The organism is Microbacterium sp. NRRL B-14842, assembly GCF_050470785.1.
In genome coordinates, this window is the sequence record NZ_JBFLUM010000033.1 from 1 (window position 1) to 15,389 (window position 15,389).

A 15,389-nucleotide genomic window follows, 5' to 3' on the forward strand; every position below is an offset into this window, starting at 1 on the left:
GAACTGGGTGCCGGCGAGCCACAGCAGCGCCGCCATCGCCAGCAGGATCACGTAGGCGAGCACGATCACGGCGGTCGTCCCCACCCAGGCGGGCCGACCGGGGCGCTGGAACGGACGGCGGATCGGTTCGCAGATCACCACGATGACGATCGCGAGGGCCAAGGGACCGAAGACCTCACGCGCCAGCGAGACGCCGGCGAGGACGATCGCGCTCGCCGCCAGGATCAGCAAGGTCCGCAAGGCGGGCGAGGACGCGCGGTCTGCCGCGGGGCCGGAAGGAGTCGGGAGCGAGGTCACGCGGCCAGCGTAGTCCCCGGCACTTTCATCCGGGTGATTGCGGGCCCACCCCCTGGAAGGGCGCTCGGGCCCGTGGTTTCGTGTTGCCATGCCGCCTCCCGTACGTTCCACGAGGCCGGGACCGGCGATGCGTTTCCGGCCGCCCGCCCCGCCCATCGGCGTCCTGCCGCGGGAACGCGTGACCGCAGCGATCACGGCGGCCGTGGAGGCCGACGGGGTGACGGTTCTCAGCGCGCCCAGCGGCTACGGCAAGACGACGGCGGTCATGGCCTGGGCGGTGGCGCGCGACGACGTCGCCTGGCTCACGCTGAGCGCCTCGGACGACGATCCCGCGCTGCTGACGTCCGGGGTGGTGAATGCGCTGGCGCTCGCCGCCGAGCGCACGGGGCGCGCGTTCGCCGTCCGCCGCGATATCGAGGATCCGGTGCGCGCCTACCGGCAGATCTGCGCGGCGCTTCAGGACGCCGAGCATCCGATGCACCTCATCGTGGACGACGCGCACCGTGCCGGCGAGTCCTGGCGGGAGGGACTTCTGGGGCTCCTCGCCGATCAGCCTCCGGACGGACTGCACCTCGTCCTCGTCGGGACCACGTTGATCGAGGTCACCCTGTCCCGACATCGACTCATGCATCCCGGATCGTTCGTCGGCGTGGAGACGCTCCGGTTCTCGACGGACGAGATCCGTCGTCTGCTGCGGTCGGCGCCCCGAGGTCTCGATGCGACCGCCGTGCGAGAGGAGACCGGCGGGTGGCCCATAGCGGTACGGCTCGTCCTCGTGGGAGGTGCGCTGCCGTCGACGGCCGCGTCCACGGCCGCGTCGTTCCTCGGCGAGTACGTCCGCGAGCACGTGCTGGACGCGTTGCCGCCCGCGCTCGCCGACTTCGTGCTCGACGGCACCGCCTGCGCGGAGCTCACCCCGGAGACCGCCGCACTCGTGACGGCGAGGGAGGACGCCGCCGACCTCCTGGAGAGCTGCGTCCGACTCGGCCTCTTCCTTGACCGGTTCGACGGCCCGAACGGCCCGACGTACCGGTGGCACCCCGCGTTCGCGCGTCGGTGCGCCGACCTCGCGCGGACGGATGCCGCCCGTTTCGCCACCGTGCACCGCCGGGCCGCCCGTGCTCTGGAGCACACGGATCCGATCGCCGCCGTGACGCACGCGCGGCGCGCCGGGGATCGCGCCGGTGCCAGGGCCATCCTCCTCCGGCACTGGTTGGGCCTCGTGGTCGGCTCCTCGGCCGGCGACGTGGAGCGGACGGCGACGACTCTCCTGCGCGACAACCCGGACGATCCGCACCTGCTGCTCGTGCGAGCCGGGGCCAGCGATGTCCTCGGGGACCATCGTGTCGCCCGGGAGCTGTGCCGACGGGCCGAGGCCCTCCTCGACCGCACGCCGGGGGAGGCCGCCCCTGCCGTCCTCCTCATCGTCCGCCTGCTGCTCGCGGAGTCGTCCGTCGAGGTGGCGGTGTCCGGTCCCGAGATCCGCGCGCTGCTCGATGCCGAGGACGACAGGATGTACGGCGGTCGGGTGGCGCTCAACCACCTGCTGGGGTGGACCGCGCTGCGCAGTCGCGAATCGCCGGACCTCGCGATCGAGTACTTCTCTGCAGCGGCGCGCGAGGCGCAGGAAGCGGGCGACCGGGAGCTCACGTCCCGCGCTGTCGGACATCTCGCCTATGGCCTCGCCACCTCCGGTCGGCTCACGGAGGCCGCGACCGTGCTCGCCGAGGCCGAGAGCACCCGCGAGACTCTTCTTCCGCGGAACACCTTCGCGCGCGGCAGCGCCATGGCCGCCGCGGGGTGGGTCGCGTACTGGTCCGGCGAGGCGGAGGAGGCGGTCCGGATCTTCGACGCGGCACGGGAGGAAGCCGCATCCGGCCGCGACCTCGCCGGGCATGCACGCATGATGGGCGCCTATTCGGCCGCGCTCACAGGAGACCCCGCGATATGTCGCCGGGCGGCCATCGGCGTGCAGGAACTCCCTATCGACGTCGTGCAGGGGGTGGCGTGGCCGGCGTTCCGAGAGTCGTCGGTGGCCCTGCTCGAAGAGGCGGTGGGGCGGAGGGAGCGCGCACTGCGCATCGCGAAGAAGTACGCGAGCGGTACCGACCTCCCGCTCGTGGGCGTCGCCCTGTCCGGAATCCTGCGTCGCGCCGAGGATCACGCTGCGGCGCTGGAGATGCTGCGATCGTTGCGGGGCGCCTCCGAGCTGTCGTACGTCAAGGCCGCCACCTTGATCACCGCGGCTGCGCTGCGGAGGGCGACCGGCCACCAGGAGGACGCGCATGACCTGTGCGAGGCCGCACTCGCCGTCGCGTCAGCGGAGAACCTCGTCGTGCTCTTCGGTCCGCGGGAGGTCGCGGTGCGCCGGCTGCTGCAGGCGCATGTGCATCACGGCACGCAGTTCGAGGAGTTCATCGAGACATGCCTCGCCGTCGACGCGGTCGGATCCGTGACCGATCGGCTGTCGGAGCGGGAACGCGACGTCTTCCACCAGATGCAGACGGCGCGCACGCTGCCGGAGATCGCGCAGGAACTCTCCGTGTCGGTCAACACGGTGAAGACGCATCAACGCGCGATCTACCGCAAGCTCGGGGTGTCGTCCCGGCGGGAGGGCCGTCCACGCCATGGTGTGAGCGGTGAGCCGTCTCACGACGCTGCGCCCAGGGTCGCCGCCAGGGCGGCGTTCGCGACCGCGGAGGGGATCGCCTGCGTCGCCAGGATCCGATCGCCGCCGTCCTCGACCTCGCGGACGAACCGGACGTCCCAGCACTGTTCGACGAGGATCACGGCGGCGACCGAGCCGACGGGGACCCAGGGGAGGAAGTGTCCGACGTCTTCGACGCAGATGAGTCCGGGCGCATACAGGCGGAGACCGGCGAGCGCGAAGTCGTCGCCGTCGATCTCCGTGATGCGGTGTGCGTCGGCGTCCCGCCGCACCACGAGGAAGTCCAGCACGCGCAGGGTGCCTGCTTCGACCTGCCGCAGGAGTGGCTCGAGAACCGGTGGTCCCGGGTGCTCGCGGCGGAGCTCGATCACGACGAACGCGACGTCGCCCAGCACCCGGCTTCTCATGACCGCCCTCGATCCTCCATCGCTCCGTCCTTGATGGTGACAGCCGCGCGAGAGCCCGAGTACCCCCTCTCACCCGGAGCGGGTGAGAGGGGTTACGCGCCCCACGGTCGCGGTGCCATCCTGGTGCCGGACGAAGGGTGGCGACATGAAGGAGTTCCGATTCGGGCCCGTCGAGTTCTACCTCGTGGGCTTCGACGGCGACCGGCCGGACCCGGCGACGTTCGGGGCGCTGACCGACCTCGTGTCGAGCGGCGTCGTGCGCGTGCTGGATTTCGTGCTGGTGACGAGGACGGCGGGCGGGGAACTCGACATCCTCGAACTGGACGAGGGCGACGGGTCCCCGGCGCTCGGCGGGCTCGAGCCGATCGTCGCCGGACTCGCGAGCGAGGACGACGTCCTCGCCCTGGCGGAGGTCGTGCCACCGGGACGATCCGCGGCCGTGGTGGTCCTGGAACTCCTGTTCGCCCGGACCCTGGCCCAGGATGTCGCCGCCGCGGGAGGCCAGGTGCTGCGCACCGAGCGCATTCCGGCTCCCGTCGTGAACGCGGTGATGGACATCCTCGAACAGGAAGGTGAATGACATGCCCTTGCGGAGATTCGGCCGGCCGGGGCTCATCGGTCTCGCCGCACGGACCGCGGTGGTCGCCGGAACGGCGACCGCGGTGCAGGGAGCCGCCATGCGGCACCAGGAGCGCCGCGCGCAGAGCGAGTACGAGCAGCAGCAGTATGAGGCCGCCCAGCAACAGGCCCAGATGGACGACGCGGCCCGCACCGCGGCTGCGCAGTATGCGCCGCCGGCGTCCCCGCCGCCCGCACCGGCGGACGACCTGATCGCCAAGCTGCAGGAGCTCGGGTCGCTGAAGGCCTCCGGTGTGCTGACGGAAGAGGAGTTCACCGCGGCGAAGCAGAAGCTGCTGGGCTGAGCGCCCGCGACGATCGAGACGAGGCGCCCATGAGCGAGATCGACGATCTGCGGGAACGATTGCGCGCGCTGGAGCAGGAGAACGAGGAGCTGCGTCGCCCTCGACGCCGGGTCTCGGCCCGGAGCATCATCGCCGGGATCGTGCTCGTCGTCGCAGTGCTCCTCGCACCGATCGCGGCGATGGGGACGTGGGCGCGGCTGCAGCTCGTCGATGCGGATCGGTTCGTCGCGACGTTCGCTCCACTGGCCCAGGACCCGGACGTCCAGGACTTCGTCGCCGATCAGGTGACGACCGCCATCGATGAGCAGGTCGACCTGGATGCGGTGGTCGGAGAGCTCTTCGATGGGCTGCGCGCCCTCGATCTGCCGCCCCGTGCCACAGCCGCCCTCGGGCTCCTGGAAGCACCGGCCGCGTCCGGGCTGTCGTCGCTGATCGACGGTGTCGTGCACGAGGTGGTGTCGTCGCCGCAGTTCGCCGACATCTGGGCCGAGTCGCTGCGCTTCACGCACGAGCGTGCCGTCGCGATCCTCCAGGACGACCCGGGCACCGCACTGCAGCTGAGCGACGACGGCGTGCTCTCGGTGGACGTGGGGGCGGTCGTGGAACGCGTCAAGGAGGCTCTCGCCGAGCGTGGGGCCGGCGTGGCCGACCTCATCCCCGTGATCGATCGCACCATCCCGGTGGTGCAGGCGGACGCCCTCGCGTTGGTGCGCACGGTCTACCAGATCGCGGTGGCCGCAGGGTTCTGGTTGCCCTGGGTCGTGCTCGGCCTCGTCGTGCTCGGCGTGCTGCTGGCGGTGGACCGGCCGCGGGCGCTGTTCTGGACGAGCGCGGGCTTCGCCGTCGTCTTCCTGCTCCTCGCCGCGGGGATGGGGATCGGACGCGGGTTCTTCGTCAGCGCCGTCAGTCCGTCCATCATGACGGCTGCGGCGGCCGAATCCCTCTTCGATCAGCTCACGGCGCTCCTCGGGTCCACCATCGTCGCCCTCGCTCTCGTCGGCGTGCTCATCGCGCTCTGGGCCTGGCTGGCCGGATCGAGCCGCAGCGCCTCGACGGTGCGCGGTGCGACCGAGAGCGGCTCCGGGGCGCTGCGCGAGGCGGCGGAGGCTCGGGGGATATCCACGGGACGATTCGGGCGGGCGGTCGACCGCTATCGGGGCGCGATCCTCATCACGGGGATGGCGATCGGTGTGCTCATCCTCGTGGCGACGCGCCCTGTGACCTTCGGTGCCGTCGTGGGCGTGGCGATCGGCGTCCTCGTGCTGACGGTCCTCGTGGAACTGCTGCGCCGCCCGGACTCCGCAGCGGATGAGACGGACGAGCCGGTCGAGGATGACGCCACTGAGATCACCCTTCCCGGGTGAGAACCGTTGTCCACACGGACGCCGGCTCGGAAGACTCGTGCCGAGGAGCGCGGACGCGCCCTGAACGAAGGAGAGACGATGTCGGAATTCAACGCAGACTTCTCGGGCGAGATCACGCTGGACGTCCGCGACTCCCGTCCCGACTGGTCGCCGTACGAGCTGCGGAAGGCGCCGGACGGAGCACCGAACGTCCTCGTCGTGCTCTACGACGACACCGGGCTCGCCTCCTGGTCGCCGTACGGCGGTCGCATCGCGATGCCGACCATGGATCGTCTGGCCGCCGGGGGCCTCACCTACACGCAGTGGCACACCACGGCGCTGTGCTCGCCGACGCGGTCCACCATGCTCACGGGGCGCAACCACCACGTCAATCGCGCCGGCGTGATCATGGAGGGCACCAACGGCTTCCCGGGCTTCGCGGGACGGCTCCCGGCGGATGTGCGCGACGATCGGGCAGGTGCTGCAGGAGAACGGCTACAGCACGTTCTGGCTCGGCAAAGACCACAACGTCCCGGAGGAGGACATCGCGCCGGGAGGCAGCCGCTCGATGTGGCCGCTGCAACTCGGGTTCGACCGGTTCTACGGCTTCCTCGGTGGCGAGACGAACAACTGGTACCCGATCTCGTCGAGGACAACCACTTCATCGAGCAGCCGTACCGCCCGGAGGACGGGTATCACCTGTCGAAGGATCTCGCCGACCAGGCGCTCGCGATGATCCGGAACCAGCAGGCCTCGAACCCCTCAAAGCCCTGGTACATGTGGTTCTGTCCCGGCGCGAACCACGCTCCGCACCACGCGCCGCAGGAGTACATCGACAAGTACAAGGGGGCGTTCGACGACGGCTACGACGCCTATCGCGAGTGGGTGCTCGCCCGCATGATCGAGAAGGGCGTGCTGCCGGAGGGCACGCAGATGACGCCGTTCAACCCGTTGCCGGACGAGGCGGCGAACCCGGCCGACTACGTGCGCCCGTGGGCGGAGCTGAACGACGACGAACGGAGGCTGTTCGCGCGGATGGCCGAGGTCTTCGCCGGCTTCTCCGAGTACACGGATGCCCAGGTCGGTCGGATCGTGGACTACCTGGAGGAGACGGGGCAGCTGGACAACACGATCATCTTCTACTGCGCCGACAACGGCGCCTCGGGGGAGGGATCACCGGACGGCTCCGTGAACGAGAACAAGTTCTTCAACGGCTACCCCGACGATCTCGCCGAGAACCTCGCGATGATCGACACCCTCGGCTCCGCGGACACCTACAACCACTATCCGACCGGGTGGGCGGCCGCGTTCTCCACGCCGTTCCAGATGTTCAAGCGCTACTCCCAGTACTCCGGCGGCACCTGCGACCCGATGGTCGTGCACTGGCCGAAGGGGATCGCGGCGAAGGGGGAGCTGCGCCACCAGTACCACCACTCGGTGGACGTCGTGGCGACAGTGCTCGACGTCATCGGCATCGAGATGCCGGAGTCCTACCGTGGGGTGCCGCAGAGACCGCTCGACGGCGTCTCGATGAAGTCGTCCTTCGACGCGGCGCCGGACGGTCCGACGCAGAAGACGGTGCAGTACTACTCGATGCTCGGCACGAGGGGCATCTGGAAGGACGGCTGGAAGGCCGCCGCCGTACACGCGCCGCTGAGCGGCAAGGGCCACTTCGACGACGACGTGTGGGAGCTGTATCACGTGGCGGAGGACCGTTCCGAGTCGAACGACCTCGCCGCGACCCACCCGGAGAAGCTGCAGGAGCTCATCACCGCATGGTTCGCCGAGGCGGAGGCGAACTTCGCCCTTCCGCTCGATGACCGCTCCGCCGCGAGATCCTGACGGTCCCGCGGCCCCAGGCCGAGTCGCCCCGGGATCGCTATGTGTACTTCCCCGGCACCGCGGCGGTACCGGAGAGCGTCGCGGTGAACGTCCGAGGGCGCTCCTACAAGATCATCGCCGACGTCGTGCTCGACGAGGGTGCCGAGGGCGTGCTCTTCGCGCACGGCTCGCGCTTCGGCGGGCACTCCCTGTTCCTCAAGGGCAACAGGCTCGTCTACGTGTACAACTTCCTCGGCATCCCGCCGGAGCAGTCGTTCACCTCGGACGAGCTCACCCCCGGCCCGCATACCCTCGGCGTGGAGTTCGTCCGCGAGGGGGCGGGGGAGCACGGCGAGTCCGTCGGCACGACCACGCTGTACGTCGACGATCGTGCGGTGGCGTCAGGTCCGATGCGGGCGCAGGTCGGGAAGTTCACGCTCTGCGGCGACGGACTCTGCGTCGGGTGGGACAGCGCCGACCCGGTGAGCGCGCAGTACCGCAACCCGTTCCCGTTCACCGGCGGCAAGCTCCTGGGCGTGGCGGTGGACGTGAGCACGGAGCAGTATCTCGATATGGAACTCGAGGCAGCGGCGATGCTGTCGCGCGAGTGATCGACCGGAGCGGGCCGAGGCCTAGCATGAGGGCATGACGGCGATGATCGAGGTCCCCGGCGGCACGCTCCTCATGGGGTCGGACGAGTTCTACCCGGAGGAGGGGCCCGTCCACGAGCGGCGCGTGGAGCCGTTCACGCTGGACGAGCATCCCGTGACCAATCGCCAGTACGCGGCCTTCATCGAGGACACCGGCTACGTCACGATCGCCGAGCGGCCGATGGACCCTGCCGACTACCCAGGCGTGCACCCGGACGACCTCGTCCCCGGGGCCATGGTCTTCACGCCGACACGCGGTCCCGTCGACCTTCGCGACCTGGCGTCAGTGGTGGCGGTGGGAGCCCGGGGCGTCCTGGCGGCACCCCTTCGGGCCGACCTCGTCGATCGATGACCGTCTCGATCATCCGGTCGTGCAGGTCGCGTACCCCGATGCCGTCGCCTACGCCGCGTGGGCCGGCAGGCGCCTGCCCACCGAGGCGGAGTGGGAATGGGCGGCGCGCGGTGGCCTCGTCGGTGCCCGCTTCGCCTGGGGGGAGGACACGAAGCTGGACGGCACCCTCATGGCGGATACCTGGCAGGGTGCCTTCCGTACCGGAACGATGGCGCCGACGGGTGGATCGGCACCGCTCCGGTGGCCCTCGTTCCCCGCCAACGGCTACGGCCTGCACGACATGATCGGCAACGTGTGGGAATGGACGGCGGACTACTGGACGCACCGACATGTACCGCCGGGAGCCGTGGGCGTCGAGGCGGGACATCGCGCGAGCCTGCTGTCCTCCGAGCCCGGGTCGCCCATCCCGCGCCGCGTGCTCAAGGGCGGCTCGCACCTCTGCGCTCCGGAGTACTGCCTCCGCTACCCCGCCCTGCGGCGCGATCGGCGCAGGCAGAGGACACCGCCATGACCACATCGGCTTCCGCTGCGCCCTCTGACCGCCCGGCACTGCCGGACTCAGGCCGGGTCGGGGAACACGGACGCCCAGTCGTCCTTGACGCTGACCACGGTGTAGCCGCGGTCGTCGGCTGCGCGCAGGGCCTTCTCGGCTCCCGTGTCGTAGGGGGTGTCGTCGCGGCCCGCGTCGTCGTGATGGATCAGCAGCGCGAGTCCGCGGCGTGGGGCCGCCGTGCGCGAAGTCGAGCATGGGCATGTCCCCGTTGGAGTTGCCCGGCGGCGAGCAGCGGACGCCGACCGATCCGGCTCCAGATCCGCACCGGTTTCTCCGGACCGTCGTCGAAGAACGCCAGGGCGGACGAGTAGCGGACGCTGGCATCCTTCTCGTCGTAGGTGAGCCCGAGCGCCGAGCCGATCACGCGCTCAGGAGGGGACGCCGTAGTTCGCCTGGGTCATCGGCCGCATGAAGTCGCGCTCGCCGCCGGAGACGATGTAGCAGGTGAAGCCATGGGCTTCGAGGTAGCGCAGCAGCTCCACCATCGGCGTGTACACGGAATCCGCGTACGGGCGACCGAGGATCGGGTGCTGCGCGGAGCGGTAGAACTCCGTGACCGAACGGGCGTAGTCCTCCACGCTGACACCGTCGGTCAGCCCCAGGAGCGCCTGGATGATGACGCCGAGGTCGGAGTCGTCGCCGGCGTAGTGCTTGTCGATCGCGGTGCCGAGCCAGGCGAGGTCACCGGTCACCGCCGCGCGGTACGGCTGGTTTTCGGCGAGGGACGGGTCGCGGGTGGCCGCCTCGCGCCAGCGCTCGACCCACGTAGTGCAGCTGGGTGGGCATGGGCTTCTCCGACCACAGTGTGCCGTCGTTGTCGAACACGGCGATCCGTTCTTCGACGGGTGACGGTCTCCGGGCCTGTGGTCGCGGCGGCGACGAACGCCTCGATGGCGCGGCGCGTGGTGGTGTCCCGCCAGGATGACAGGGGAGTGGAGTCCATGACCGCGATCCTCCCCAGGCGCGGCGTCGGATGCCGAGCGTCCCCTCACCCGAGCGGACGAGTCCCGTTGCCGCCCGGGCGTGCGGGAATACCCGCGGAGGGTATAAGGTTGTGCCGAAGGAGTACCCCAGGGGGGTATCCCGAGGAAAGGAAACATGATGAGCACGAGCGAGTATCAGGTCGCCGGAATGACGTGCGGCCACTGCGAGATGGCGATCCGCGACGAGGTGTCGCGCATCCCCGGTGTCGAGGGTATCGAATGTCAGCGCGCAGAGCGGGAGACTCGTGGTGCGCAGCTCCGCCCCCGTCGACGACACGGACGTGGCTGGCCGCCGTGGACGAGGCGGGCTACCAGGCGGTCCGGTCCTGATGGACACCCCATCCGCGACCAGCGTGGAGCTGGAGATCGGCGGCATGACCTGCGCGTCGTGCGCGATGCGGATCGAGAAGAAGCTCAATCGTCTCGACGGCGTCACCGCCACCGTGAACTACGCGACCGAGAAGGCGAGCGTCACGGTGCCGGCGGGCGTCGACACCGCCCCTGCTCATCGCCGAGGTCGAGAAGACCGGCTACACCGCCGTCGTCCCTGCGCCTCCCGCGCCGGAGGGTGCGCAGCCCGACGGAGAGCAGCCGGATCCGGAGCTCACCGCGCTGCGGCAGCGGCTGATCGCCGCCGTCGTGCTCACCGTCCCGGTCATCGCGATGGCGATGATCCCGGCGCTCCAGTTCACGTACTGGCAGTGGCTGTCGCTCGCGCTCGCGGGACCTGTGATCGTGTGGGCGGGCCTGGCCGTTCCACAAGGCGGCCTGGATCAACCTCCGGCACGGAGCGGCCACGATGGGACACGCTCATCTCGATGGGCACGCTCGCCGCGCTGCTGTGGTCGCTGTACGCGCTCTTCTTCGGCACCGCCGGGGTGCCAGGTATGGACGCACCCGTTCGAGCTGACCGTGGCGCCCAGCGACGGTGCTGCCAACATCTACCTCGAGGTCGGAGCGGGGTGACCACGTTCATCCTCGCCGGCGCTACTTCGAGAAGCGCTCGAAGCGGCAGGGCCGGTGCGGCGCTCCGCGCGCTGCTGGAACTCGGCGCGAAGGAGGTCGCCGTGCTCCGCGACGGCGTCCGAGACGCGGATCCCGACGAGCGAGCTGCGGGTCGGGGACCAGTTCGTCGTGCGTCCAGGGGAGAAGATCGCCACCGACGGTGTCGTGGTCGGCGGCACGTCCGCGGTCGACGCCTCCATGCTCACCGGTGAGTCGGTGCCCGTGGAGGTCGGCGCGGGCGATGCCGTCACCGGAGCCACCGTGAACGCCGCGGCGGGACGGCTGGTGGTCCGTGCGACCCGGGTCGGCGCCGACACCCCAGCTCGCGCAGATGGCGCGGCTGGTGGAGGACGCGCAGACCGGGAAGGCCGAGGTCCAGAGGCTCGCGGACAAGGTCTCCGGGATCTTCGTGCCGATCCGTGATCGTCATCGCCACTCGGCACGCTGGTGGCCTGGTTGGCGGCCGGATTCCCTGCGTCCGCCGCGTTCACCGCCGCGGTCGCGGTGCTCATCATCGCCTGCCCCTGCGCGCTGGGTCTGGCCACGCCGACCGCCCTGCTCGTCGGCACCGGTCGCGGCGCCCCAGATGGGCATCCTCATCAAGGGCCCCGAGGTGCTGGAGTCGACCAGGAAGGTCGACACGATCGTGCTCGACAAGACGGGGACGGTCACCTCCGGTCGCATGACGCTGACCGCGGTGCACACCGACGACGGGGCGGAGCGCGAGGAGCTGCTGCGGCTGGCCGGCCGCCCTCGAAGACGCCTCCGAGCACCCGATCGCTCAGGCTGTGGCGGCCGCGGCCACCCGCGAACTCGGCGCCCTGCGGCCGTCGAGGAGTTCGGGAACATCGAGGGCAAGGGTGTCCAGGGCATCGTGGACGGTCACGCCGTCGTCGTGGGACGCACCTCGCTGCTCGCCGACTGGTCGCAGCACCTGTCCGCAGGGCTGAGCGCGGCCACGGCCGAGGCGGAGGCTCAGGCACGACCGCGATCGCGGTGGGCTGGGATGGCCGGGCCCGCGGAGTGCTCGTCGTCGCCGATACGGTCAAGGCCACGAGTGCGGAGGGCGGTGGCGCAGCTCCGCGCACTGGGGCTGACCCCCCGTCCTGCTCACCGGTGACAACCGCGCGGTGGCGGAGCAGATCGCACGCGGGGTCGGGATCACCGAGGTGATCGCCGAGGTGCTGCCCCAGTGGCAAGGTCGACGTCGTGCGCCGGCTTCAGGACGAGGGCAAGGTCGTCGCGATGGTCGGGGACGGCGTGAACGACGCGGCGGCCCTCGCGCAGGCGGACCTCGGGATGGCGATGGGGACCGGAACCGACGCGGCGATCGAGGCGAGCGACATCACCCTCGTCCGCGGCGACCTCCGCAGTGCCGCCGACGCGATCCGCCTGTCCCGCCGCACGCTCGGCACGATCAAGGGCAACCTGTTCTGGGCCTTCGCCTACAACGTCGCGGCGATCCCGCTCGCGGCGCTCGGCCTGCTCAACCCCATGCCTCGCCGGTGCGGCGATGGCGTTCTCCAGCGTCTTCGTCGTCGGCAACAGCCTCCGCCTGCGGTCCTTCCGCAGCAGGGCGGTGGACACCCCGTGAACGAACGACAGAGGAGCACCGACATGTCCGATTCCCCCGCAGGATCCTGCTGCAGCGTCCCGCGCCAGAGCGGCGTCTCCGCCGACGGGCGCACCGACCTGCTCGCCGTGCCGGCCGAGGGCATGGCCGAATGCCCGGTGATGGCCGGAACACCCGTGGTGATCGCGACCGCTGAGGCCGCGGGCCTGTACCGCGGCCACGAGGGCACGCGCTACTACTTCTGCTGCGCGGGCTGCGGGCCGGCGTTCGACGCCGATCCCGCGAAGTACACCAGGGGCGGCCTGAGCCCCCATCCGTGCGGGGCCGCGACAGAATCGGCCCCGCACGGCATCATCGACGTTGGAGGGAAGACATGAGCACCTCGCACCACGACCATTCGCGCACGGCCACCCCGCGGCAGCCGGGACCGGGACGCAGACGAGCCACTCCGGACACGCGGACCACACCGCGCACGGAGACCACACGGACCACGCAGGGACACACCGGGCACACCGGGCACGAGGGACACGAGGGACACGAGGGACACGGAGGTCACGGGGGGCCATGGCGGTCATGGCGGTCATGGCGACCACGTCGCCCAGTTCCGGCGGCTGTTCTGGATCATGCTCGTCCTCGCGGTCCCCACCGTGCTGCTCTCGGGCATGTTCGCGATGATCCTCGGCTACCCGCTCCCCGACATCCCGGGCCTGGCATGGGTGTCGCCGGTCCTCGGCACCGTCATGTACGTGTGGGGAGGGAAGCCGTTCCTCACCGGCGCCGTCAGCGAGATCCGTGCGCGCAAGCCCGGGATGATGCTGCTCATCGGTCTCGCGATCACCGTGGCGTTCGTCGCCTCGTGGGGGAGCGAGCCTCGGCCTCCTGCACCACGAGCTCGACTTCTGGTGGGAGCTCGCCCTGCTGATCGTCATCATGCTGCTGGGGCACTGGATCGAGATGCGGTCGCTCGCGCAGACCACCTCCGCCCTCGACTCGCTGGCCGCCCTCCTGCCGGACGAGGCGGAGCGCGTCGAGGGCGATCAGGTCGTGCGCGTCTCTCCTTCGGACCTCCGCGTGGGAGACGTCGTGGTGGGTGCGCCCCGGCGGCAGCATCCCCCGCGGACGGTCGCATCGTCGACGGCCGCGCCTCGATGGACGAGTCCATGGTGACGGGGGAGTCCCGTACGGTCACCCGTGCGACCGGCGACCCCGTGACCGCGGGCACCGTCGCCACCGACTCCGGGCTGCGCGTGGAGATCACCGCGACCGGCGACGACACGACGCTCGCGGGGATCCAGCGGCTCGTCACGGAAGCGCAGAACTCCTCGTCTCGCGCGCAGCGCCTCGCCGACACGGCCGCGGGTTGGCTGTTCTGGTTCGCGTTGGGCGCCGCCGTGATCACCGCCGTCGTGTGGAGCGCCGTCGGTCTGCCGGATGACGCCGTGATCCGCACGATCACCGTCCTCGTGATCGCCTGCCCGCACGCACTGGGGCTGGCCATCCCGCTCGTCGTGTCGATCGCGACCGAGCGTGCGGCGCGCGGCGGCGTCCTCGTGAAGGACCCGGCTCGCCCTGGAGAGCATGCGCACCGTCGACACACCGTGCTGTTCGACAAGACCGCACCCTGACCAAGGGCGAGCCCGTCGTGTCCGAGGTGTCGGTGGCCGGCGCGGAGACCGCGGACGAGGTGCTGGCGCTCGCCGCGGCCGCCGAGGCCGACAGCGAGCATCCGCTGGCGAAGGCCATCGTGCGCGCTGCGCGCGACAAGGAGCTCCCGGTGCCGGCCAGCCGCGACTTCTCGTCTCTCTCCCGCGGTCGGTGTGACCGCGACGGTGGACGGAGCCGTGATCCGGGTCGGCGGCCCGCATCTGCTCACGGAGGAGGACGCCCAGGAGCTCCCCGTCGCGGAGGGCTGGCGTGCAGACGGTGCGATCATCCTGCACGTGCTGCGGGACGGCCAGGTCGTCGGGGCGCTCAAGCTCGCGGACGAGGTGCGTCCGGAGTCGCGGGGACGCGGGTCGATGCGTTGCATGCGCTCGGCGTCCAGGTCGTGATGATCACCGGTGACGCGGAGGCCGTCGCGCACACCGTCGCGGCGGACCTCGGCATCGATCGCGTGTTCGCCGGCGTCCGGCGGAGGACAAGGCGGCGAAGGTGCAGGAGTTGCAGCGCGAGGGCCGCAAGGTCGCGATGGTGGGAGACGGCGTGAACGATGCGCCCGCCCTCGCCCAGGCCGACGTGGGTCTCGCGATCGGCGCAGGGACCGACGTGGCGATCGCGTCCGCGGGGGTCATCCTCGCGGGCGACGACCCCCGCGCCGTGCTGTCGGTCATCGAGCTGTCCCGTGCCTCCTACCGGAAGATGAAGCAGAACCTCTGGTGGGCGGCGGGGTACAACCTGCTCTCCGTGCCGCTCGCCGCGGGGGTGCTCGCGCCGATCGGCTTCGTGCTGCCGATGTCCGTGGGTGCGGTGCTGATGTCGCTGTCGACGATCGTGGTGGCCCTCAACGCGCAGCTGCTGCGGCGGCTCGACCTCCGTCCGGAGGTCGTCACCGCCGAGATCCTGCAGCGCTGAGCCTCACACGCCGCCGTCTCGGTCCCCGGCTCAGTGCCGGCGGCCGAGGCGGCGGAGAGCGCGGACGCCCAGGACCGCCGTCAGCACCCAGGGCCCGACGACGATGATCGGGTCGAGCCACGTGTGCCGGAGATCGATGCGGCCCTCGTCCGAACCGTGATGCGAGCGGACGGTGACGGGGGCTCCGCGAGGACGCCGGTCTGGGTGATCGGATCGTCCGGTCGCCGGGTCACCAGGGAGCGG

At 70.8% G+C, this 15,389-nt stretch carries 14 protein-coding genes and 6 pseudogenes; 15 read left to right on the forward strand and 5 right to left on the reverse strand.

What is annotated here, in order from left to right:
- Positions 1-297: pseudogene (locus AB1285_RS20005) on the reverse strand (AI-2E family transporter); the annotation flags it as partial.
- Between the two features lie 127 nt (positions 298-424).
- On the opposite strand from AB1285_RS20005, the pseudogene AB1285_RS20010 reads away from it, so the two are divergent.
- Positions 425-2,899: pseudogene (locus AB1285_RS20010) on the forward strand (LuxR C-terminal-related transcriptional regulator); the annotation flags it as partial.
- Positions 2,900-2,946: 47 nt separating this feature from the next.
- Here AB1285_RS20010 and AB1285_RS20015 read toward each other — a convergent pair.
- Positions 2,947-3,372, reverse strand: coding sequence for a DUF6325 family protein (locus AB1285_RS20015; RefSeq protein ID WP_187663785.1), 426 nt, complete (start codon positions 3,370-3,372; stop codon positions 2,947-2,949).
- Between the two features lie 145 nt (positions 3,373-3,517).
- On the opposite strand from AB1285_RS20015, the gene AB1285_RS20020 reads away from it, so the two are divergent.
- From AB1285_RS20020 to AB1285_RS20045, 6 genes and pseudogenes are all read left to right on the forward strand, one after another.
- Complete coding sequence (locus AB1285_RS20020; protein WP_280565924.1) at positions 3,518-3,952, forward strand: DUF6325 family protein; 435 nt, start codon at positions 3,518-3,520, stop codon at positions 3,950-3,952.
- Between the two features lies 1 nt (position 3,953).
- Complete coding sequence (locus tag AB1285_RS20025) at positions 3,954-4,295, forward strand: SHOCT domain-containing protein (RefSeq protein WP_187663787.1); 342 nt, start codon at positions 3,954-3,956, stop codon at positions 4,293-4,295.
- Between the two features lie 29 nt (positions 4,296-4,324).
- Positions 4,325-5,659 (forward strand): hypothetical protein, encoded by a 1,335-nt coding sequence (locus tag AB1285_RS20030; protein ID WP_187663788.1) that lies wholly within the window; start codon positions 4,325-4,327, stop codon positions 5,657-5,659.
- A gap of 78 nt (positions 5,660-5,737) precedes the next feature.
- On the forward strand, positions 5,738-7,480 hold the full coding sequence (locus AB1285_RS20035; protein WP_429977744.1) for an arylsulfatase: 1,743 nt from the start codon (positions 5,738-5,740) through the stop codon (positions 7,478-7,480).
- Positions 7,481-7,521: 41 nt separating this feature from the next.
- A complete protein-coding gene (locus AB1285_RS20040) occupies positions 7,522-8,070 on the forward strand; it encodes a hypothetical protein (protein ID WP_429977745.1) in 549 nt (182 codons plus the stop codon).
- Between the two features lie 43 nt (positions 8,071-8,113).
- Positions 8,114-9,000 (forward strand): annotated as a pseudogene (locus AB1285_RS20045) (formylglycine-generating enzyme family protein).
- A gap of 159 nt (positions 9,001-9,159) precedes the next feature.
- Here AB1285_RS20045 and AB1285_RS20050 read toward each other — a convergent pair.
- Together AB1285_RS20050 and AB1285_RS20055 are read right to left on the reverse strand one after the other, a co-directional pair.
- On the reverse strand, positions 9,160-9,378 hold the full coding sequence (locus AB1285_RS20050; RefSeq protein WP_429977746.1) for a hypothetical protein: 219 nt from the start codon (positions 9,376-9,378) through the stop codon (positions 9,160-9,162).
- A 4-nt stretch (positions 9,379-9,382) separates the two neighbouring features.
- Positions 9,383-9,706, reverse strand: coding sequence for a hypothetical protein (locus AB1285_RS20055; protein ID WP_429977747.1), 324 nt, complete (start codon positions 9,704-9,706; stop codon positions 9,383-9,385).
- Between the two features lie 409 nt (positions 9,707-10,115).
- On the opposite strand from AB1285_RS20055, the pseudogene AB1285_RS20060 reads away from it, so the two are divergent.
- The 8 genes and pseudogenes from AB1285_RS20060 (at position 10,116) to AB1285_RS20095 (ending at position 15,146) form a co-directional block, all read left to right on the forward strand.
- A pseudogene (locus AB1285_RS20060) lies at positions 10,116-10,327 on the forward strand (heavy-metal-associated domain-containing protein).
- 65 nt (positions 10,328-10,392) lie between these two features.
- Positions 10,393-11,214, forward strand: a complete 822-nt coding sequence (locus AB1285_RS20065) for a hypothetical protein (RefSeq protein WP_429977751.1) — start codon at positions 10,393-10,395, stop codon at positions 11,212-11,214.
- Positions 11,132-11,524: pseudogene (locus AB1285_RS20070) on the forward strand (heavy metal translocating P-type ATPase); the annotation flags it as partial. The gene AB1285_RS20065 and the pseudogene AB1285_RS20070, both read left to right, overlap by 83 nt.
- A 64-nt stretch (positions 11,525-11,588) precedes the next feature.
- Positions 11,589-12,122, forward strand: coding sequence for a hypothetical protein (locus AB1285_RS20075; RefSeq protein WP_429977753.1), 534 nt, complete (start codon positions 11,589-11,591; stop codon positions 12,120-12,122).
- Between the two features lie 89 nt (positions 12,123-12,211).
- Positions 12,212-12,952, forward strand: a complete 741-nt coding sequence (locus tag AB1285_RS20080; protein WP_429977748.1) for an HAD-IC family P-type ATPase — start codon at positions 12,212-12,214, stop codon at positions 12,950-12,952.
- A 246-nt stretch (positions 12,953-13,198) separates the two neighbouring features.
- Positions 13,199-14,200, forward strand: a complete 1,002-nt coding sequence (locus AB1285_RS20085; RefSeq protein WP_429977749.1) for a hypothetical protein — start codon at positions 13,199-13,201, stop codon at positions 14,198-14,200.
- Between the two features lie 32 nt (positions 14,201-14,232).
- Entirely contained in the window at positions 14,233-14,781 is a 549-nt protein-coding gene (locus AB1285_RS20090; protein ID WP_429977752.1) for an HAD family hydrolase, read from the forward strand.
- A complete protein-coding gene (locus tag AB1285_RS20095; RefSeq protein WP_429977750.1) occupies positions 14,727-15,146 on the forward strand; it encodes an HAD-IC family P-type ATPase in 420 nt (139 codons plus the stop codon). Before AB1285_RS20090 ends, AB1285_RS20095 begins: the two co-directional genes overlap by 55 nt.
- Positions 15,147-15,176: 30 nt before the next feature.
- Here AB1285_RS20095 and AB1285_RS20100 read toward each other — a convergent pair.
- A pseudogene (locus AB1285_RS20100) lies at positions 15,177-15,389 on the reverse strand (hypothetical protein); the annotation flags it as partial.

What these genes read in the sequence shown, in the direction of transcription:
- AB1285_RS20015 (WP_187663785.1), bottom strand. Translation starts at nt 3,372, where the DNA reads ATGAGAAGCCGGGTGCTGGGCGACGTCGCGTTCGTCGTGATCGAGCTC.
- AB1285_RS20020 (WP_280565924.1), top strand. Translation starts at nt 3,518, where the DNA reads ATGAAGGAGTTCCGATTCGGGCCCGTCGAGTTCTACCTCGTGGGCTTC.
- AB1285_RS20025 (WP_187663787.1), top strand. Translation starts at nt 3,954, where the DNA reads ATGCCCTTGCGGAGATTCGGCCGGCCGGGGCTCATCGGTCTCGCCGCA.
- AB1285_RS20030 (WP_187663788.1), top strand. Translation starts at nt 4,325, where the DNA reads ATGAGCGAGATCGACGATCTGCGGGAACGATTGCGCGCGCTGGAGCAG.
- AB1285_RS20035 (WP_429977744.1), top strand. Translation starts at nt 5,738, where the DNA reads ATGTCGGAATTCAACGCAGACTTCTCGGGCGAGATCACGCTGGACGTC.
- AB1285_RS20065 (WP_429977751.1), top strand. Translation starts at nt 10,393, where the DNA reads ATGCGGATCGAGAAGAAGCTCAATCGTCTCGACGGCGTCACCGCCACC.
- AB1285_RS20075 (WP_429977753.1), top strand. Translation starts at nt 11,589, where the DNA reads ATGGGCATCCTCATCAAGGGCCCCGAGGTGCTGGAGTCGACCAGGAAG.
- AB1285_RS20085 (WP_429977749.1), top strand. Translation starts at nt 13,199, where the DNA reads ATGCTCGTCCTCGCGGTCCCCACCGTGCTGCTCTCGGGCATGTTCGCG.